A 21,134-nucleotide genomic window follows, 5' to 3' on the forward strand; every position below is an offset into this window, starting at 1 on the left:
CTGGATTTTACTTTTGACTATGGTTAACCACTATCTCAATATTTCAGACATCAAAAGTCTGGTCGATAAATTTGTGTCAAAAAAGCTTCCGGAAGAAGAATGGACACATTTTGCTCATCTTACAGTCGGACTTTGGTTTGTCTCTAATCATGGTTTGGAGGAAACTTCGGTACTGATGCCAACTTACATTGCAGAATACAATGAGTCGCTAGGAAAGGAAAATACCGATTTCAGCGGTTACCACGAAACGATTACGCAGTTCTGGATATGGCTTTTGGATGGGTATTGGAAAGAGGTTCATAAAGAAAAATCATTGTTAAATGCAGCGAACGATTTAGCAAATAGTCCTTACGGAAATCCATCCAATTTCCTTAAATTTTACAGTCGCGAGGTGATATTTTCGGTTGAAGCCAGGCGAGGGTTTGTAAAGCCTGATTTACAGGATTTGGATTTTCTGTTGGTTGTGTAATTTGCTTGCTCCAAAATTGGTTTTGATTTAGCATTTTTTAATATAAATAGTAGCCTTGCAAACCATTTAGAATCAGATTTTAACAAAAATAGGACAGAGTAGGCAATTGATATGATGATTTCCTTACATGTCTGAAATTTAATCGTTGTTGGAATATTCGAATAAGGGATTTTTGAAATAGGCTTAATTTTGCTTATTTGCAACAAGTTACATCTAACCTTCCATTTTATGCACACACTTATTAAAACATGCTTAGCTATCCTTTTTGTTTGTGTAATCAATTTTTCTTCTTATGCACAAACCTGGACTGGTGCAATCAGCTCCGATTGGAATGTTTCTGGAAATTGGCTTCCGGCAGTCATCCCTAACATAGATTCAGATATTGTGATTCCTGGTACAGGTGTTACGAATTGGCCAGTTCTCTCAGGAAATATTTCTCTTGGGTTATTACAAATGGGACCTGGCTCGCAACTTGACACGCATGGCTTCAGGATTTCTGTTGGGAAGATTGTATCCATGAGCCTAAGCTTAAACGGTGCTTTAATAAAAAATACCAAACCCGGTACAGATATCTTTATTTACGTTTTCAGTATTGCGACGATTACAAATTGCACTTTTGAGGGTAACACGGAAATCATTTACGAAGGAATGTTTCTGGATCGCACTCGTATTGATTACGCGGGTGAGGGATCAAATCATTATAAAGGTAATTTAAAGGTTACGGAAAACGGCAATGCTTACTTTTCACTGTCATTTTCAAGATCAGTTTTCGAAGGCAATGTGGAATTTATCAGAGGCCGCTTTGGAGGGATAACAAGTGGATTGTATACCCAGCGATCTCAACTTTTCTCTGGTGGAGCAACGATTCGGGGAAATTTTAGATACACAAATTTAGTTGGAGGAGAACTAACAATAGGTTCTGACGAATCGAATACCAACATTGCAGGAAACGTAGATATCGTTCATAGTGGTCCTGTTATTCCCAGCCATAACATTACGATCGGAGGCACAAGTAATTTTAAACTGGTTGGTAATTTCAGAGCATATATTTATAATGGCAGTGGCTTTTCTCCCTTTGTATTCAAAAACCTTGAAATTGCAACGACTGGACAGGAAACGCTGGGTATTAGTCGCACAATTACTATTCCGGGTCATTTGACTTTTACGAGTGGCTATATTAATTCCACCTCAGCTCCGATTATATTGGCTGATGGAGCGACTGTTTCGGGTGCGAGCAATACAAGCCATATCATTGGGCAGGTACAAAAAATTGGTGACGAAGAATTTACCTTTCCGGTCGGTGATGGAACTAAACTTTTGCCTTTAACGATAAGTGCACCCTCAGCGTCAACAGATAAGTTTGGCGTTAGCTTTAAACAATTCTTTTCATATGGAAATCCTTACAGTCTAAGTTCCAAAGATGCTTCGCTATCGAAGGTAAGCAACAGGGGATATTGGGATCTTTCAAGGTTATCTGGTACAAGTAACGTTCAAATTACGCTTGGGTACAATGAGGATGAGGGAAATGTTAAAAATACTTCTCAGCTCCGCGTGGCACATTGGCAAGGGACCCGATGGGAAGATCTCGGCAATGGCGGGACGTCTGGGTCTTTAACAGTGGGTAAGGTTTTGTCTGCTGGTGCAGTATCCAGTTTTAGTCCCTTCACACTAGCTACGGTTGGGTCAGAAAATGCCTTGCCGGTGACCTTAACGGACATTTCTGTCCAGAATGAAAATCAAACAGCAATATTGAAATGGAGCACTACAAATGAAGTTAACAGCGATAAATTTGAGATTGAGCATAGTTTCAACGCAAAGATCTGGCAGAATATAGGTGTTGCTAATGCGGCTTATAATAGTAATTCTGTGATTAATTATCAATTTGTTCATAATAACCCCGTCCAAGGAATTAACTACTACCGTCTTAAAATGATAGATCGTGATGCCACTTTTGCCTATAGTAAAATAATTGATTTTGAGTTGATAAAAAAAGCATCATTGACCTTATACCCTAATCCGGTCTCGAAGAAAGTATATCTTAAATCAGACTCTTTATTTGGAATAAAACAAGTTGAACTAATTGACAATTTAGGACAAATTGTAACCAAAGTGGAATTATATAATTCGACAAATGGCATTGACGTATCCAACCTTTCCGAGGGATCCTATTTGGTTAAAGTTGAGTTATCTAATGGGCTTCTGGAAATGCACCGAATTTTGTTGAAGCGATAGTTTATAGGTTGAAAATTTCCGCGACTGCGGGAATTTTCATATCGCCCTGTGCTTTTTCAGTGTAATGGGCGGGCAAACAAAATTTGGATAATAGGAGAAGTGTAACGTCGGGGCATTGAAATAAAACAAATTAATAAATTCCGTATATAACACTAAAACGCCATTTTTACCCCAAAAGATAAATTGCTAATATCCGAAAGTTTGAGGTATTCTCTGTTCTGTACATAACTGATCATGAGCAGATCATAACTTCCAAGTTCGTAGTAAAATTCAAATTGTCTCACCTGATTTTTAATTACCAAATTTCGTCCAACTTTTCCTCCGACAAAAGCGCCAGGCCGGAAAGAAGTTGCCCACCAATAGTAACCTGCCGGATAATAGGAGGGCCATTTGGTGTCAAATTGAGGCCCGAAGGTATAACTCAGGAATGCCCCGATAGAAAATGGGCGAATATAATATCCGTTTTTTAGCTGAATTTTCCAGGGTGAAAAAGTAGTTTTGGTTGATATTGTGACCAATGCATCTCCACCAAACTTTTTAGGAAGGAAACCGAAAAGAAGATCTATTTCAAGCGATTTATTGTTTGAAACATAACCAGGACCGCCTGACAAAAAGCCGATATTACCTGCAAAATGCAATTTCAAATGATCAGGAATATACCACTTTCTGGATTTAAGGCCAGGCTGATCATCTTGTGCAATTGCAGCAATATTTACTGACAAAAGAAGTATTAGTAATATTTTTTTCATAACGATTAAAATTCAACGCGCTCCACCTTTTGTCCATCTTTCCAGCATGTAATGATCAGGTATCCCCTGTCTCCCATGCTGGTGGTCTGATAATACTGAACTCCATCATTATAATATTCACTTTCTTTGAAGGCATGCTGATGACCATAAAGCGTAAATTTTAGATTAGGATCCGCTGCCAGGGTCGCAGCATATTCCTCTTCCAGATTTTTATCGAAATCTGCATCAAAAGGTGGAACGTGGCCAATGACGATGGTCTGTTTTTTATCAGGATTATCGGCCAGCTGCGATTTCAGCCAGGGAATGTTAGGCGTGCTTCCATCAAGTCCGTATTCAAGGGAGTTTGTATTGATGAATATAAATTTGTAGTCGCCGTAGCCAAACGAATAATCCAATGGGCCGAACATTCTGACATATGCATCGGAACCGTTTGCCACAATATCGTGATTACCGATCACCGTGAGATAAGGATATTTCAAATCCTTCATAATGTCGTTAATCCATTTCAGCTCTTTCGTAATTCCAAAGTCCGAAATATCGCCGGCATGCAGTACGAAATCAATGGCGCGCTGCTTGTTTGCACTTTCTACAAAATGCGTAGTTTCATCATACCAGCGTTGGGAATCGCCCATGAAAATAAATCGGAGTGTATCTTTGACCGGTATCTTAACTATTTTTTCAATATTCTTCCCGGTCAGGTTTCTCTGACTTTCCTTCAAAACAATCTGATTAGGATTAAACTGAAAAATTCCATCGCAGGAAATGAGTGAAATTCCGAGGAACAGAATTATCAGTTGCGGAAAAGTTCTCAAAGTGAATTAGGGTTAATTTATAACGTTAACATGAACAACTGCCATTTGATAAGTAAAATTCCTGCCACAGTTTTTTTTAAAAGCATTAATACCGCAATTATATCTCATAATCGTTTCATAATGAGAAATTTAAAGTTAATTCCTTTTAAAAATGTTATTTGTGTTTAAAACAAATACGGATAACAGCAGTGAGTATTTGAGATTTGCAGAAATTGAAAATATAGAAATTTTAAATTTGCGCGGATTTTGGAATCAAAAAATTTCTGGAAGTCACTCACGCTCTGACCGATGGGTAAGTCAAAACAGCTAGGAAAGTAGCAGCCCACATGGGGAAAATCATCGCTATTCAGCAGTTTTGGGCCCTCAGGAAATCAAGTAGGCGTAACTCATTATTTTTAGTTTGGACCTGGAAACCGATGATTCTACTCTTCTAAGGAAATTTTAATTGGATATAACTTCTTAACCATATTAAAAAAATAATGAATATTAACTCCATGTGCCTATTTGGCATAATATTATTGACTCAGTTCGAATTTATTCGAAATAATATCTCTAAAATTTTCTACCTGATTCATTCAATAAACTATTAGCAAAGATGACACACGAAAAAACATTCAGTCTGGCCGTAGACAGAGAGGCAAAAATTGTGATAAAGGGAACTGCCGTCAAAAACAACAGACAGGTGAGCATTGATTTTGAATTTCTGATCAAAGAAAAACATGATAAGTTTTTTAGAGCTCCTATCGGATTAAACCATCCAAAATATTGGAAACTTCAAAGTCTGACACCTGAGAAATCACAATTATTGCAGCTTGTTTACAGCGGATTATCTAAAAAACATTTGGATGAATCTGTTAAAGAGTTCAAACAGTTTTTTGGAGCAGGGTATGTTTTTAGTGATGCAATCAATGTTGCCAAAAAGGTGAAAACGCTAAGAGGAATCCGATTGACGGATATGAGTAGAAGAATTTTGATGGCTGGCTAATTAAGTTCGTTAAGTATAATTCATCAGCAAAATCTAAAAGTCTCCTGATAGTATAACATACTGTTAAGAGACTTTTTTTATGGCTTTATGGCAGCTTGGAGGTCATTTTTTGCCACATTGGCACAAAAAAATACCTGGATAAGTATTTGATATGCAGATTCACATATAAACGATACGCATATGGACGCATTTTCAAGTATGATCATAGAGGCTGTGAATAAGACAAAAAACGCAGTCGTAAAAATAGATGTCTTTAAATCGGAAAAAGGTAAACTTCGTCAGGCCGGTTCCGGCTCCGGATTTTTGTTTTCATCCGACGGATTTATCTTCACCAACTGCCACGTTGTTGAAGGTGCGGAGAAAATAATGGTGAGCCTGTTGAATAATAATGAAATTGAAGCTGAGCTCATCGGCAAAGATCCCGACACAGATATTGCAGTTCTGAAAATTTACACCCAGGGTTACTCTGTCGCTAAATTGGGGGATGCGAGTGAATTACAAATCGGACAGTTCGTGATCGCGATTGGTAATCCATATGGCTATCAGCATACTGTAACAGCCGGCGTGGTAAGCGCGCTCGGCCGTTCACTACAAACCCAGTCAGGCAGATTTGTCGATAATGTCATTCAGTCAGATGCCGCGCTAAATCCAGGAAATTCGGGCGGCCCGATGATCAATACGGAAGGAGAAGTTGTTGGTGTGAATACGGCGGTGATCCAGGGAGCGCAGGGCCTGAGCTTTTCTGTTGACATAAATACTGCAAAGGAAATCGCGAGGCAGCTTATCAAGGATGGTAAAGTCTTCAAAGCATATCTCGGTTTGCAATTGCAGGACGTTCCAGTTAATGAAAAAATCCGTCAGCATTATAAGCTACCCAATCATCAGGGTATTTTTGTTACGCATATAGAAGTGAATTCGCCCGCATCGCGTTCGCAGCTTCAGGAAGGAGATATCATTGTGTCTTTTAACGATAAACCGGTGAGCAGCAGTAATGAACTTTTCAAACAACTGACGCACCGAGAAGTACTTTCAATCACGAATATTTCTGTGATCCGGCATACTGAATTACTGAATTTTATAATCGTCCCCATGGAAAAGAAATGAATCATAAAGGCCATTTATTAATGATTATTTAAAAATGTCTCCACGCTTCGGTTTGAAAGTTTGGTGACATTCTGCGTTAGATAAGTTGTTGTTGTTTCAGTAATTGATTGATATTAAATTAGTTGTTAATAATGACTAAGTAAATAAATCTCAACTTATGAAACGAAACACATTTCTTAAAATATCACTGGGGGTACTTCCGGTTTTGTCAGCTGCTGAAATAAAAGCGAAATCCTGGCAATTAGACCGCGGAAAAAAAGGCATAAAAGTTGACAACGGGAAGGACCGTTTTGACAAAAGTATTTCCCTGCTTGAAGGCGACAGTTTTTTTACAAAAATTGCTTCGAAGGATACAGACGGCGATATGTATTTATTCGAATCAACACGTGTAAAAAACGGTGGACCCTCGCTTCATGTACACTACGAACAGGATGAATGGTGGTATATTTTATCGGGAGAATTTTTGATCAAAGTAGGGGAGGAAACCTATCAGGTAAAGGCAGGAGACAGTGTTTTCGGGCCCAGGGGAGTACCGCATACCTTTTCCAAGACAGGAGGTGAAGAGGCGAAGATGTTAATTTTATTTCAGCCCGCGGGAAAGATGGAGGCATTTTTCCAGGAAGTAAGCGAAGGGAAATTGGCTAAATTATCGCTTGAAGAACAGGATAATTTTCGGAAAGCACACGGTTTTGAACGGATCGGGCCGGCTCTGGACTATATGAAAAAGTTTTAATTTGAGCCGGATCGACGGGTGCCGATCCGGTTCAAATATTATTTCCTGATAATTGGCAAAACTATTTTTGACGGATACTGCGCTGAATGAAAGACCTTATTGTGCGCAATGATGCCCTTTGATTCATCATAGTTATTTCCGCCGGTATTCATGTTTCGTTCGAATCTTGGGAAATTGCTGCTGGAAATTTCTACACGCACGCGATGGCCTGGTTCAAAGAAATTGCTGGTCGACATAGGGCTAAGCGTCAACTTGTAAACTTTTCCGTTTTCCATCATTACTTCTTTGTCAAAGCCTTCCCGGAAACGTGCGCGAAGGATTGTCTCATCCAGATTGTAAGCTCGCCCATCCGGATACACATCGATCAATTTTACTGTAAAATCAGTATCCTTGGCGTCAGATCCTACGAACAAAGTTGTCTCAATCGAACCGGTTAATTCCACCCCGTCTTTGAATGGTTCGGTCGTATAAACCAGAATATCCTGACGAGTTTCCATCTGGTGCTGGTCGAACGATCCTCCTTGGATTGCTGTGCCCGTGCAGCAGACATTCCCGCCATACGAAGGAACAGGAAATGCCGGATCATAAGTAAATGCGTCTGGTTTTTCATCTTTACCAATTGGGCTTAACGTTAATTTTCCATCACCATATAAACTATTTGCGCTGCCCTTGCTGGATAAATAATAAGTAGTCGGTTCTACATTTGCCGGCGGCCAGGTTTCAGAAGATTGCCACTTATTAGAGCCCATTGTATAGTACTGTACCCGGGGTGTCTTTTTAAGCATATTATTTTCTTCACCTTTCAGCCAGTAATCAAACCATCCATAGATCAGCCCGTCGTAGTCTAGTCTTGCGTCTCCAACACTTCTTTCGCCGACGATTGTGTTTTCAGTTGCGCGTTTATATGCACAATGAAGTGTTGGTGCAATCACCAGGAATTGTCCATCTTTTACCTGCTGATCGGTACCATTTTTTCTAACATGGTTAAATAGTGCAAAATTCGGCCCTGTCGAAACATCATACCACGAAACGAACCAGTAACTTGGTACGGCGAAAGGCATATTGTCGTGATAAAGTCCACCCTTAAACCACTCAGGATCTGAGGGTTTTCTCACAATCATTTTCTCGTAAGTTCCCTTTGGCCCGTTTACATTCTGGATGATATCCTTTACCGGCAAATGTTTCAGCCCCTGTGCCCAGTCTACTTTTGGCATCTCCGGTGCCAGATCATAAAATCTCGAAATTCTGGTGAGGTCCTCGCTTGTTGCTTCCTTTGGAAATAGCGGACGAGCCATGTTGTCTGTTTCGGTCCCATAGAGCCATGTCGTAAAGAGCATTTGCTGGGCGCCTCCTCGATACCAGTTTCCCTGCTCCATAAATTGTCCGACCTTCCCTACACCCGCGCCAAAACCCATCGGAACCATTGCCGCGTGTGACGGATGATCCAACGCGGCAACTGCCATTTGCCATTCAGCAGTTGAAGAGCAGCCAAGCGTTCCGATCTTTCCGTTGCTCCATGGCTGCGCCGACATCCATGAAAAGGCGTCGTAACCATCGGTCGTCGGTGGGCCCAGTATTTCCCAGTTTCCTTCCGAAAAAAATTTGCCGCGCTCATTTTGAACTACATAGGCATAACCCCTTTTGACGGCGTCCAGAGCAGCCTGATATGTGCCTGATTTCATTTCTCCATCGCCCCAGGAATTAAAGTTATACGGCGTTTTAGAAAAAATGACAGGAACTTTTTTGTCAGTCTTTGGTCTGTAAACATCAGTAGCAAGGCGGACTCCGTCGCGCATTGGCATCATAACCTTTTGTTCAATGACGGCGATTTCCTGCAATTGTTTGAGAACATCCTGCTGCGCAATCGACGGATTGGCGAAAATTAAAAATGTTAAAACAAAAAATAATGTGGGAGTAATCTTATTTTTCATAAAAAGGGGATTGGTGATAGGAAGTGATCCTTAAACTATGAATTTTATTTAGAAAATTAAGATTCATAGTGCCAGTTATTTACAAAAAAAACAGACCATTATGGCCTGCTTTTTTGTAAAAACCAAATATCCTGATCTTACTTTTTCTGTTGCGAAAGGAAAGTGATCAGTGATGCAAATTCTTCATAAGACAAAGCGTTTGCAAGTCCTGTCGGCATCATCGAATCTTCCAGTTCTTTGCGTGAAACGATATCAGAAGTTTTGATGGTGTAAAGCTGGCCAGTGATATCCCGCATCACCACTTTTGCCGCAGACTCCTGCGTAATAAAACCCATATAAGTCTTATTTCCTTTGGCTTCAATCACGACAGAAGCAAAACCCTGGGATATCGACGCGTTAGGTTTTAAAATGGACTCAGCGATCTGTTCACGGTTCATAATCGAGCCAATCTGGCCCATGAAGGGCCCTTTCATGGTTTCTCCTTTTGTGATACTGTGGCAAGCCACGCAGCCTTGTTTTGTGAAAAGTGTTTTTCCCAATGCCGGATCGCCATTGATTTTCGCCATAGCAAGCATCACATCCTCAATTGAAGCTTCACCAACCTGGCCTTTTTTATTTCTGATCTTGTCAAGATCAACCTTTACCTCTTCTTTTGCAGCAACGATTTCATCACCTCCAAATTCAGCGATTTCCATCCGATGTCTGCTGTTCAGGTCAGCAAAAAACTGTTTTCCAGTCGCATCCGATTTATTAAATTCTTCTGTCAATATAGCCTTGATCGCAGGTGAAGATTCCCAGGTGATGGCTTTGTAATAAGGACCATGCGAATCTGGCCTTGTGCTCCACCACCATGAACCGTCGTAATCTGCTTCTTTTTTGTACAGGCGGGACAGTGTGACAAGGATTTGCTTTTTCAATTTTTCATCCTTCGACTGTTGATAGGCAGCGATCAATCCGTTTACCGCTTTTGGGTCGTGCATATAACGTAATGCCCATAATGCGATCGTTGAATTTTTTGTGCCAATTGCACTTACGCATGCATCAACCGCATTCAGGCTCACGAGAGAACGTACAGCAATATGGGGAGGAATAATGGCTGAATTTGGCGTCGCATGCGGACCTTCCACGTCTTTCACTGGTGCCACAAATGAGGCAGGAACTTTTACCTGCAACAATGCCGGCGCAGCTTCAATACGTCCAAGGCGTCCGAGCCCAATAGTTGACGTAATTTGCACACGAGGAGAAGCGTCTTTCAATCCTTTTAAAAATACCTCCGTCGGAACATTTTTAAGATTTCCCTTACGATCACTCACAGCGCGTAATGCGAACTCACGCATGGAATCTTCTTCTGTCAACTTTAATATATTGGAAATACCTTCTGCGCCAGTAATTTGTGCGTAAGTATACATTCCTGCGACACGGTTCTGAAGCGGAAGCTTTTTATCCATGGCAATCTTCCAGGAAACTTCGGCAGCTTGTTTCGCCGGGCGGGTCAGCAACTCCTGTTGCGCATCCAGGCGGGCAACCGCGCTTCCTGATTTCAATAAAGCAGCAAGCTCTTTGATCGATGCTTTCTTTACATTTGTATATGCTTTGTATTTCCAATTTTGAGGTACAGCGCGGACGATGAATCCTTTTGCAGGACTTCCGGAATATCCGGCGCCATCCCAGGCAGAAAGATACAACCTTCCCGAACCGTCTACATCGAGGTCGGTTATTTGTGATAGTTTTATGAATTCTTCGTCTTTTTGGGTAAAAGTCGCTTGGTCAGGCGTGACGCGGTGAATGAATAACTGACTTCTTCCCCAGTCGGCCATCATAGGCACGTTGTTATATTTTTCAGGCCACGTAGATTCATCCATATACAACGCGCCTGTTCCGGATCCGCCGCCAAGATCAACCAGGGCAGGAATGATTTCATCTGTAAAATGTTGGAAAAGGACCGGATAACCATACTCTCCAGACTGGATCTGGTTGCTGAAACGGATATTCCATCCTCCGCCATCGTTCGTGTTGCCACGTGTAAAAATGTTCATGAAAGGGTCAATCGCGACATCATAGATATTCCGCATACCATGCGTGTAAACTTCCATCTCAGTACCGTCCGGTCTCACTCTGACAATTCCGCCACCCAGCATAGTCATTTTTTTACCGCTTCTGTCCTCCGCATCATGGAAACCAAAATCTCCTACTGAGATATAAATCCAGCCATCGATTCCCATACGTATCCCGTTTGTGGCATGGTCGGTTCCACGGCTTTGCAAAAATTTAGGCGAGCTGATATGTTTGATCAGTGGTTTTGACGGGCCGTCCGCCACGCCATCCTGATTTTTATCTTCAAAAACAACAAGGTCCATGCCTGTCGCAAGCTTTGTTTCAGGAGAAAATATGGTATGCAAAACGAAAACCTGATCGCCCATCGCAATAATCCCGCGTGGATTATCCGCCATTGCGAAAACGGTATGCTTGTCAACTTTTCCGTCGTTATCCGTATCAGTAAGTTTGATAATACTTCCTTTTCCAGGATCTTTTCCAAGGGAGCCGATCATATCGACGCCGACGAAGACTTCACCTGTCGCAGCGACAGCGAGACAAGCCGGACTTGGTGTCAGATCGGAGCCGGCAAAGTGGTTAATTCTAAGTTCGCTTGGCCAGCTGCTGGCATTTGGAAGTGAATCAGCACGATAAATAGATTCTGAATTGGTTTGTTTGGCAGAATTCAAATGCTGCGGGCCAAACCACATGAGCATTAGAAAAGCCGAAACAAGGCTAAAAGTAATTCTTAACATAATGTTGTTTAAATATTATTGGATTCAGGAACTTGTAGGAATTATTCAATTGAAACCGAAAATTAGCAAACAATTCCTTCAATTCCATGTTAGCAAACCACACAAGGAGTAGAATTTTGATCGATACGGCAGGCATATTAAAGATTAATGTTAAAATCGATTCAGAAATGGTTAAATAATATTTAATTGCGATTTCTTAAAATGATTAGTTCGGGTTAATCAATACCTAGTTTTTACGGTTCTACTAAGTTCGCTTAATCAACAGAAGAGAAATAATATGCCAGGAAAAATATTGGTCATCGGAAGTTCGAATACTGATTTGGTTGTAAAAACGGAAGAATTTCCTGAACCAGGTGAAACTGTGCTCGGACAAACGTTTTTAATGAATCCCGGAGGAAAAGGGGCAAACCAGGCAGTCGCTGCGTCACGGCTTGGAGCAGACGTGCGTTTCGTAGCAAAACTTGGAAAAGACGTTTTTGGAAAAGAGGCATTACTGGGTTTTGAGAAAGAAAATCTGGATACTAAATACATTCTTGAAACTCCTGATTTTCCCTCTGGCGTCGCGTCTATCATTGTGAATGGTCATGGCGAAAACCAGATAATAGTGGCATCTGGTGCTAACATGGATTTGCAACCATCGGAGCTGCCGGATACGATTTTTCAGGATGTTGAACTGGTTCTAATTCAACTGGAAATTCCCATCGAAACGATTGCTTACATCATTGAAAAATGCCGTGAGCTTAATTTGAAAATTGTATTAAATCCTGCCCCGGCTCAAAAACTGGACGATAATCTTTTGAAGGGTATTTATTTAATAACCCCAAACGAGACAGAAACAAAAATTCTTACAGGTATCTTACCAGAAAACGAAGAAACGCTGAAACAATCTGCCTTATACTTTCGCGAGAAAGGTATTGAAAATGTAATTATAACTTTGGGGAAACAGGGCGTCTATTTGTCAAATGATCAGTATACTCAGATAGTTCCGGCGGAAGAAGTTATTGCAATTGATACCACTGCCGCGGGCGATGTTTTTAATGGGGCCATCGTGTCGGCACTCTCTGAGGGAAAAGACTGGATTGATGCTTGTCAATTCGCATGCAAAGCGTCCGGGATTTCAGTTACAAGAATGGGAGCGCAAAGTTCTGCTCCGTATCAACATGAAATAAAATAATCATGAAAAAAATACCTGTTATAATTGATTGCGACCCTGGTCATGACGACGCTTTGATGTTAATGCTGGCTTTTGGAAGCGGGGTTTTTGATATAAAGGCCGTTACAACTTCGGCTGGAAATCAGACGCAGGATAAAACACTGGCAAATACACTTAAAATTCTATCGCTGATTGGCGCGAATGTTCCTGTGTATCGTGGCGCGGAAACGCCGCTTTTTAGAAATTTAGTCATTGATGAAAATGTACATGGTGAAAGTGGTTTGCATGGCGTTGAGTTTATCGAGGCGACATTGCAAGCAGAAAACCAAACGGCGGTTGAGGGTATTGCTACAATCATTTCAGAAAGTAAAGAGAAAATAACCATTGTTCCTACCGGACCGCTGACCAATATCGCTGCTTTTCTTCTTGCTTTTCCAAATTTGAAAAACAGGATTGAGAGGATCTCGTTGATGGGCGGCGGGATTTTCAGGGGAAATATGACACCGCTGGCCGAATTTAATATCTATGCAGATCCGGAAGCAGCATCCATTGTTTTTAAGTCAGGGATTCCAATCACGATGTGTGGACTTGACGTGACACACAAAGCAGTTGTCTATCAAAAGGATATTGATCTTTTCAGGGCGATAGGAAACAAAAGCGGGCAGGCAGCAGCAGGATTTCTGGAATTTTATTCTGTTTTTTATCGTGAAAACCGGGTTGAGCTTGAAGGTGGCGCAGCATTGCATGACCCATGCGCTATTGCCTGGCTTATCAATCCAGACATGTTTACCTCAAAATTTTGTTATGTTGAGGTAGAAACGAAAGGCGAATTGACATCCGGCGCAACGGTTGTCGACTTTTATAATGTTTTAAACAGAAAGCCGAACGCAGAAGTATGTTATGATATCAAGCGCGATGAATTTATTGAGATGCTGGCTGCGGCAATTAAGAATTTACCCTAACTGCCTATTTTAGCCGATATTTTCCAATTATTGGTAAAACAATGGAATTGTCTGGTGTATTCCCTTCAAAGTGTCATACTTTTGGCATGTCAAGCAAATAAACTAATGCATAAATCAAGAGCCGTCCAGGATTTGTTATACAAAATGGCCGGATAATGAAGTGAAATTAAATTTTATGAAGGAGCAGTTAAGAAAAGAGCAGGCACTGGATTATCATGCCAAAGGCAGACCGGGGAAAATTGAGGTGATTCCGACAAAAGATGCAAAAACACAGCGTGATTTGTCACTGGCTTACTCGCCGGGCGTAGCTGAACCCTGCATGGAAATTTTCAGAGATGTAGAAGATGTTTATAAATATACAGCAAAAGGAAACCTGGTTGGGGTAATAACCAACGGAACCGCTGTGCTTGGTCTTGGAAATATTGGCCCTGACGCCAGCAAGCCGGTGATGGAGGGAAAGGCGGTTTTGTTCAAAATTTTTTCTGATATCGATGTTTTTGATATTGAAATTAATGAAACGGATCCCGATAAATTCATCCAGATCGTTCTTGCACTTGAACCAACATTTGGTGGTATCAATTTGGAAGATATCAAAGCACCCGAATGTTTTTACATAGAAAAACAATTACGGGAAAAAATGAATATTCCTGTGATGCATGACGACCAGCACGGAACGGCTATCATCAGCAGTGCGGCCTTATTAAATGCTCTTGAATTACAGGGAAAGGATATCGCCACGGCCAGATTCGTGGTAAGCGGGGCAGGAGCAGCCGCCATGTCTTGCGTTTTACTATATAAATCCTTGGGCGCGAGATCAGAAAACTTTACACTGTTTGATAAGGACGGCGTTTTGCACAGTTTACGTACGGATCTTGACGACGACAGAAGACAGTTCGCTATTTCTGCGACACCGGAAATGACCCTTGCTTCTGCGATTGAAGGTGCAGATGTATTTCTTGGATTAAGTGTCGGAAATGTTGTGACGCCCGAAATGATCCAAAGTATGGCGCCAAAACCGATCGTTTTTGCCATGGCGAATCCAAATCCGGAAATTTCTTACGAAGCTGCAACGGCGGCTCGCCAGGATGTGATCATGGCGACCGGGCGCAGTGATTATCCTAATCAGGTCAATAATGTACTTGGCTTTCCCTTCATTTTCAGAGGAGCTTTGGACGTGCGGGCAACGCAGATTAATGAGCAAATGAAACTTGCGGCAGTTATGGCCCTGGCCGATCTTGCGAAGAGCGCTGTGCCCGATATCGTTAACCTGGCTTATAACGAGAAAACTATTTCCTTTGGTAAAGATTATATTATTCCCAAACCACTGGATCCGCGATTATTGTCGACAGTCGCACCAGCTGTGGCTCGTGCTGCGATGGAAAGTGGTGTTGCAAAAAAAGGTATACAGGATTGGGATGCGTATAAAGAAGAGCTGGATCATCGTCTTGGCCTTGATAATCAGCTTCTTCGCGTAATTGGAAATAAAGCCCGTCTTGATCCAAAACGTTTAGTATTTGCTGATGCTGACAATTGGAAAGTTTTGAAAGCGGCGCAAATTCTATTCGATGAAAAAGTGGCTTATCCAATTTTATTGGGAGAAGCAGGAAAAATAAAGTCAGTTGCGGCTGCGAATGGAATTGATCTGGATGGTATCACAATTGTAGATCCTAGAAGTGACGAACAGGAAGAAAAAAGAAAGGAGTATGCAGATCTTTATTTCAAAAAACGTCAGCGGAAAGGTATCAATGAATATGAGGCAATAAAAGCCATGAACGACAGGAATTATTTTGGTTGTATGATGGTCGAAACAGGCGATGCCGACGCAATGATTTCTGGTCTAACCAAAAATTATCCTGACACAATCCGTCCGGCGCTTCAAATTATCGGCACAGAAGACGGTGTTAAGAAAATTGCCGGTATGTACCTTTTAATTACAAAAAAAGGTCCGTTGTTCCTGGCTGATACAACTGTTAATTTCAACCCTACGCCAGAGGAAATTGCAGACATTACCAATCTTGCGGCACGAGAAGTACAAAATTTCAACCTAACTCCACGTATTGCGTTATTAAGTTATTCCAATTTTGGAAGCAGCGATTCTCCTGAAGCGAAGATAATGTCGGATGCGAGGAAGCTGATCAAGAAAAGATATCCTTCGTTGGTTGTGGACGGTGAGATGCAGGCAAGTGTTGCACTTAACCCACAAATGTTAAAGGACAGTTATCCATTCAGCGAACTGGTTAATCAGGATGTGAACACATTAATTTTTCCAAATCTTGCAGCTGGTAACATTGCATACAATTTGCTGAAAGAGGTTGGTAATGCCGACGCGATCGGGCCAATTTTGTTAGGGTTGAAAAAGCCTGTTCACGTCTTGCAATTAGGAAGTTCTGTGCGCAGTATCTATAATATGGCACTTGTCGCAGTGATTGATGCTCAAATGAAAAGTAAGACAAAAAATGCTGAAACGATCGGTAAGATCTAAATGGAGCTCTTTTTTGTTAAATAAACTCCTGTTCTAGTCAACAGGAGTTTATTTATTTTATGACTTTTGTGAAGAATTAATGCAACTTAATGCATAATTTCGTCGTAATATTTCTGGACCCCCGATAGGTAGATTTCTATCCGGTTAATAGTTTTTTATTGCACGCTACAACGCTTTTTGCAAAATTTGTGTCGTGAAAGCTAGACAACGATACCAATTGATTTTTCACGTTACATGAAATACACTGTTAAAACGCTACTTAGTACTTCTGGGAAATATCCATTTTCGACTTTTATAAAGGTCTGTTTATTAGTACTTTTCATCCCATTTGGACTGTATGCCCAAATCAATCTCACCGCTCCTTTAGACCGTGCCGTTTATCAAAGAGAAAAAAGTAATTATGCTGATGTTACCATTAGTGGAAGTTATTCGATAGTCGTAGACAAAATTGAGGTGCAGGCAACGCCCATCGGCAACAATCAAGGGCGTCCTATTAGCTGGACACTTTTGCACGACAGGCCAACTGGCGGAGCTTTCAGTGGCACACTTCGTTTAGAGGGTGGCTGGTATAAAATTGAAGTGCGGGGCATCAGAGGTGGTGTAATGGTTGGTAATATCGGAACGATCGAACATTTAGGAGTTGGAGAGGTTTTCATCATCGCAGGGCAGTCAAATGCGCAAGGGATGGATTATTCCAGCCCGGTTGCAAACGATGATCGTGTGAATTATGTTAGCTACAACAATGAAATAGGGAACGGCCTCGGCGACCTTCCCACTCCGACTTTTTCCCGGATGAATAATGCAAACATTACCATGGGTCTTCGTGGACACGGGACCTGGTGCTGGGGAATTTTAGGTGACTTGCTTACCCAAAAATTAAATGTTCCGGTCATGTTTGTCAATACGGGCTGGGATGGGACTTCCATTCGCAACTGGTGGCAAAGTGCGCAGGGAATACCCACTTCAAGTGTTTACAGCAACCCCCAACTTCCATATCCAACATTAATGCCTTATGCAAATCTGAGGTTATCTGCCCAGCATTATGCCAAGCAATATGGCGTTCGGGCTATCCTTTGGATGCAGGGAGAAACGGATAATTCTCCATTGAATATGAGTTTTGGCGAATATAAAAATAGCTTACAATCATTAATTGGAAAGCTGAGTTCTGACATTAACAGACAAGTGCCCTGGGTTATCGCAAGGACTTCGTATGTGGATTACCGCAGCAATCCGACGATCGTTTCCGCTCAAAATTCTGTGATCAGCGATTTGCCAGGAATTGCTTTTGCTGGTCCGGAGACTGACAATTTACCTGTTCAAAGAATTGACGGAACACATTTTTACGGTGCCGTGCAGTTAAATACCTTGGCCAATGCCTGGGGCGAGTCCCTTAGCTTAAACTTTTTTTCGACAGCTAATCCTGTTCCTGTGACGCAGGAGCCGAGAATTACAAGTACCTGTGCCACAGATAACAGCTCACTAAATTTATCATTGCCCGAAGGATATTTAAATTATGAGTGGTCATTATCGGTGAACGGGAACACGCAATACCGTGGAGCAAGATCTATCACGGTTTCAAGTCCCGGCACGTATACTGGAAAAGTGAAGGATGGTAATGGAAATACGTTGCGTACTCAGACAATGGTCGTTAATACAACTGTTAAACCTGCCAAACCGACAATCCGTGAGATTGGCTCGCAACAGGCCTGTGCAGATTCTTCTTTCACTTTTTCAATCAATGGCGGAAACGATATTTACAATTGGTATCGCCAGGGAGTCGGTAACTCGCTGGTAACAGGAACAGCGTTGACGGTGAATGAGGGAGGAGATTACTTTGTAAGGAGTGAGAATGCTTTTGGTTGCCTATCTGATAATTCTGACGTATCAACATTGTTGTATCGTCCGCAGGTACCAACTCCTCTGGTTGAAAAAATCGGACCTTTCACTGCCCTGGCTTCAATAAATCAGAGTGGTTTAAATGAAAAATATGACTGGCGACGTGATGAACAACTGCTTACGACTTCGGTGACGAATGAATTACGGACAACGCAGACGGGTTTGTATTCCGCAAGGGCTAATGTAACATATGTATTGGGAAGTAATTTGCTGACATGTTACTCGCTTTATTCAAATCAGTTGCAGGTTATAACCGAAGGTGAATCGGATATTGTCGTGTTCCCTAATCCGGGTGCCAGGGATAACGTTTTTGTAGAGTCGCGCGATGATATAGCAAACGCGGAAATTATTGTCTACGATATGTACGGAAGAGTGGTGGTGACGCAAACGCAGGATATGAGAAGCCGGGTAAAGATTCTGGTTAGAAATCTGCCGTCAGGAAAATATATTGTTAGAATTAGAGGTGGTAGTGTGGATGTTACCAAACAGCTTGTAGTGTTGTAGGTTCGGGAACATGTCATTTCTAAGACGGGTAAGCCACAGATGGTTTACCCGTCTTTCTTTTAAAGGACAGATCCAGCAAATTTGGAACCATTAAGTATTCTGTCCAGCTTTTGTATTTAAAATGGCATTGGGTTTCTGATATTTAAATCAGCAAAATTTGAATGTTAAAATAGGGTAATAACTTATTAATAATGGCTGGAAATATTTTAGCTGTTACTTTTATATTTGGATTCGAATATCAAATTAGATTTCCGATTCTGCATTGGCAAGAAAGGAAGAAGATCTGTTAAAAATGTCGGTAATAAGCAGACAGTAAAATTGATGACCGCCAAAACTTAAAATGGAGATTAATTAAATCAGGACAAGGGGATGTTTAGTATTGATGTATATAAGGATAGAAGAAATCAGCTAAAAAAAGCAGTGGGCAGTGGGCTGATTCTCTTTTTAGGGAATGAAGAGGTAGGGATGAACTACAAGGATAATACGTATCATTTTCGCCAGGATAGCAGTTTTCTGTATTTTTTTGGATTAGACAAACCCGGCCTGAGTGCAATAATTAATGTGGATGAAGATACTGAAATCCTTATTGGGAACGAGCCCACGATTGATGATATCGTGTGGATGGGAACGCAGCCATCGTTGACAGAAATTGCCGCGCAAACAGGAATTAATAAAGTGGCAGAATCAAATTCTATCAGAGGTTTGGTTAAAAAGGCTTTATCGTCAGGGCAAACCATTCATTACCTGCCACCATACCGATCGGATGCGGTTATCAAACTAAGTGATATCTTAGAAATTCCAATTGCGAAGGTAAGAGATGGAGCTTCGGTTGAATTGATTAAAGCAGTAATCGCTCAGCGAGCCTACAAATCTGCTTTGGAAGTTTCTGAAATCGACAAAGCCGTAAATATGAGTAACGAAATGCATCTGGCTGCAATCCGTTATTCGAGAGAAAATGTTACTGAAAAATATGTTGCTGGAATTGTGGAAGGAATTGCGCTGAGTGCAGGAGGGAATATTGCTTATCCTGTTATTTATACCGTAAACGGACAAACGCTTCATAATCATCCGACAAGTGATATTTTGAAAGAGGGTCAATTGGTGTTATGCGATTGCGGGGCTGAAACCGCAATGCATTATGCAGGTGATTTAACCCGAACCTTTCCTGTTGATCAAAAATTTAGCTCCTTACAAAAGGAGGTTTATGAAATCGTGCTCAAAGCCGAACAGGCAGCGGCAAATGCATTAAAACCAGGAATTAGGTTTCTGGATGTTCACAAACTGGCGTGCGAAACTTTGGTTGATGGCTTGAAGCAATTGGGATTAATGAAAGGTGATGTTAAAGATGCGGTGAATGAAGGAGCCCACACTTTATTTTTCCAATGCGGTCTCGGACATATGATGGGCCTAGATGTGCACGATATGGAAGATTTAGGTGAGCAGTATGTCGGTTATTCAGAAGGAATGGTCAAAAGCAGAGAATTTGGTTTGAAATCACTAAGGCTTGGTAGAGAACTGGAAGCTGGTTTTGTCCTTACCGTAGAGCCTGGATTATATTTTATTCCTGAATTAATTGATATGTGGAAGGCGCAAGGGAAAATGAGGGATTTTATAAATTATGAAAAATTGGACGCGTTCCGCAATTTTGGAGGTGCCAGGGTAGAGGAGAATTTTTTGATTACTGAAAATGGCTACCAATTATTGGGTGAACCGCTTATTAAATCAGTAGCTGATATTGAAGGGTTGATTAGGTTGTAGTATCAATTATATAATATACATTAATCCGGGAATGGATTATTTATACAATCCATTCCCGGGCTGTCCTTTTATGGAAAGTGATTCCTATACTGTCATTAACCATTCAAAGACGTTGAAATTTACCAAGCTCCACCTCAGAGCTTCCTGTTTTAGCCAAAATCACACCTCAATATCCCAGGCTCGTTCGGAGCCACCTGTTTATAGCAATAAATAAGACCTAGCTTCTTCGGGCTTCTTCGGAGCCTCCTATGAACCATCCTCAAACCTGCCCCGCTAAACAAAACTTTCCCTACCTTACATATCGGAACGAAAACCACGATCAAATCTGCCCAGATCGTCTGATCTTCCAAACGCACCATCAAACCCAACTTGCCTACATCGATAAAAGAACCCACAACCGCATTCCCATCCATTCCAGCCCTATTTCCATACCTAAAACTAACCCCGTAAAAAAACTTCAAAATATTTTCGGGGCACATTTTCCTCATTTTGAGCTTTTTACAAATTATTTCAAAAAAAAACTGAAAAATACTTTTGCCTTGTACTTGCGTATGAAAAAAAAGAGGTGCACCTTT

General features: G+C 41.3%; 15 protein-coding genes. 10 read left to right on the plus strand and 5 right to left on the minus strand.

The genetic code is table 11. The features are described from left to right. The first annotated feature begins 19 nt into the window (after positions 1–19). Together L0657_RS27575 and L0657_RS27580 are read left to right on the plus strand one after the other, a co-directional pair. Positions 20–469, plus strand: coding sequence for a hypothetical protein (locus L0657_RS27575; protein ID WP_235154093.1), 450 nt, complete (start codon positions 20–22; stop codon positions 467–469). Between the two features lie 228 nt (positions 470–697). Beyond that, positions 698–2,701, plus strand: a complete 2,004-nt coding sequence (locus tag L0657_RS27580) for a T9SS type A sorting domain-containing protein (protein ID WP_235154094.1) — start codon at positions 698–700, stop codon at positions 2,699–2,701. Positions 2,702–2,853: 152 nt separating this feature from the next. Here L0657_RS27580 and L0657_RS27585 read toward each other — a convergent pair whose 3' ends face one another. Then, the gene (locus L0657_RS27585; protein WP_235154095.1) at positions 2,854–3,450 is read right to left on the minus strand and encodes a hypothetical protein; all 597 of its coding nucleotides are present in this window, start codon (positions 3,448–3,450) and stop codon (positions 2,854–2,856) included. Positions 3,451–3,455: 5 nt separating this feature from the next. Continuing rightward, positions 3,456–4,262: a metallophosphoesterase gene (locus tag L0657_RS27590; RefSeq protein ID WP_235154096.1), complete on the minus strand. Its 807-nt coding sequence runs from the start codon at positions 4,260–4,262 to the stop codon at positions 3,456–3,458. A 595-nt stretch (positions 4,263–4,857) separates the two neighbouring features. On the opposite strand from L0657_RS27590, the gene L0657_RS27595 reads away from it, so the two are divergent. The 3 genes from L0657_RS27595 (at position 4,858) to L0657_RS27605 (ending at position 7,084) form a co-directional block, all read left to right on the plus strand. Beyond that, positions 4,858–5,247 (plus strand): hypothetical protein, encoded by a 390-nt coding sequence (locus L0657_RS27595; RefSeq protein ID WP_235154097.1) that lies wholly within the window; start codon positions 4,858–4,860, stop codon positions 5,245–5,247. Positions 5,248–5,427: 180 nt separating this feature from the next. Continuing rightward, on the plus strand, positions 5,428–6,351 hold the full coding sequence (locus L0657_RS27600; RefSeq protein WP_235154098.1) for a S1C family serine protease: 924 nt from the start codon (positions 5,428–5,430) through the stop codon (positions 6,349–6,351). Between the two features lie 157 nt (positions 6,352–6,508). Continuing rightward, the gene (locus L0657_RS27605) at positions 6,509–7,084 is read left to right on the plus strand and encodes a cupin domain-containing protein (RefSeq protein WP_235154099.1); all 576 of its coding nucleotides are present in this window, start codon (positions 6,509–6,511) and stop codon (positions 7,082–7,084) included. 38 nt (positions 7,085–7,122) lie between these two features. Here the strand turns inward: L0657_RS27605 and L0657_RS27610 are convergent, their stop codons facing one another. Further along, positions 7,123–9,015 carry a CocE/NonD family hydrolase gene (locus L0657_RS27610; RefSeq protein ID WP_235154100.1) on the minus strand — a complete coding sequence of 631 codons (1,893 nt, stop codon included), beginning with the start codon at positions 9,013–9,015 and terminating at the stop codon, positions 7,123–7,125. A gap of 137 nt (positions 9,016–9,152) precedes the next feature. Further along, a complete protein-coding gene (locus L0657_RS27615; protein ID WP_235154101.1) occupies positions 9,153–11,804 on the minus strand; it encodes a c-type cytochrome in 2,652 nt (883 codons plus the stop codon). Positions 11,805–12,081: 277 nt separating this feature from the next. On the opposite strand from L0657_RS27615, the gene rbsK reads away from it, so the two are divergent. From rbsK to L0657_RS27640, 5 genes are all read left to right on the plus strand, one after another. Further along, positions 12,082–12,978, plus strand: a complete 897-nt coding sequence (rbsK, locus tag L0657_RS27620; RefSeq protein ID WP_235154102.1) for a ribokinase — start codon at positions 12,082–12,084, stop codon at positions 12,976–12,978. A 2-nt stretch (positions 12,979–12,980) separates the two neighbouring features. Continuing rightward, positions 12,981–13,919 (plus strand): nucleoside hydrolase, encoded by a 939-nt coding sequence (locus L0657_RS27625; RefSeq protein WP_235154103.1) that lies wholly within the window; start codon positions 12,981–12,983, stop codon positions 13,917–13,919. Positions 13,920–14,094: 175 nt separating this feature from the next. Further along, on the plus strand, positions 14,095–16,401 hold the full coding sequence (locus tag L0657_RS27630) for an NADP-dependent malic enzyme (RefSeq protein WP_235154104.1): 2,307 nt from the start codon (positions 14,095–14,097) through the stop codon (positions 16,399–16,401). Between the two features lie 234 nt (positions 16,402–16,635). Further along, positions 16,636–18,801 (plus strand): sialate O-acetylesterase, encoded by a 2,166-nt coding sequence (locus L0657_RS27635; protein WP_235154105.1) that lies wholly within the window; start codon positions 16,636–16,638, stop codon positions 18,799–18,801. 369 nt (positions 18,802–19,170) lie between these two features. After that, a complete protein-coding gene (locus L0657_RS27640) occupies positions 19,171–20,559 on the plus strand; it encodes an aminopeptidase P family protein (RefSeq protein ID WP_235154106.1) in 1,389 nt (462 codons plus the stop codon). Positions 20,560–20,708: 149 nt separating this feature from the next. Here the strand turns inward: L0657_RS27640 and L0657_RS27645 are convergent. Further along, positions 20,709–21,134 (minus strand): hypothetical protein (locus L0657_RS27645; RefSeq protein ID WP_235154107.1); only part of this gene is annotated, 426 nt, incomplete at its 5' end.

Origin of the sequence: Dyadobacter sp. CY345, assembly GCF_021502725.1 — a bacterium.
Classification (GTDB): domain Bacteria; phylum Bacteroidota; class Bacteroidia; order Cytophagales; family Spirosomataceae; genus Dyadobacter.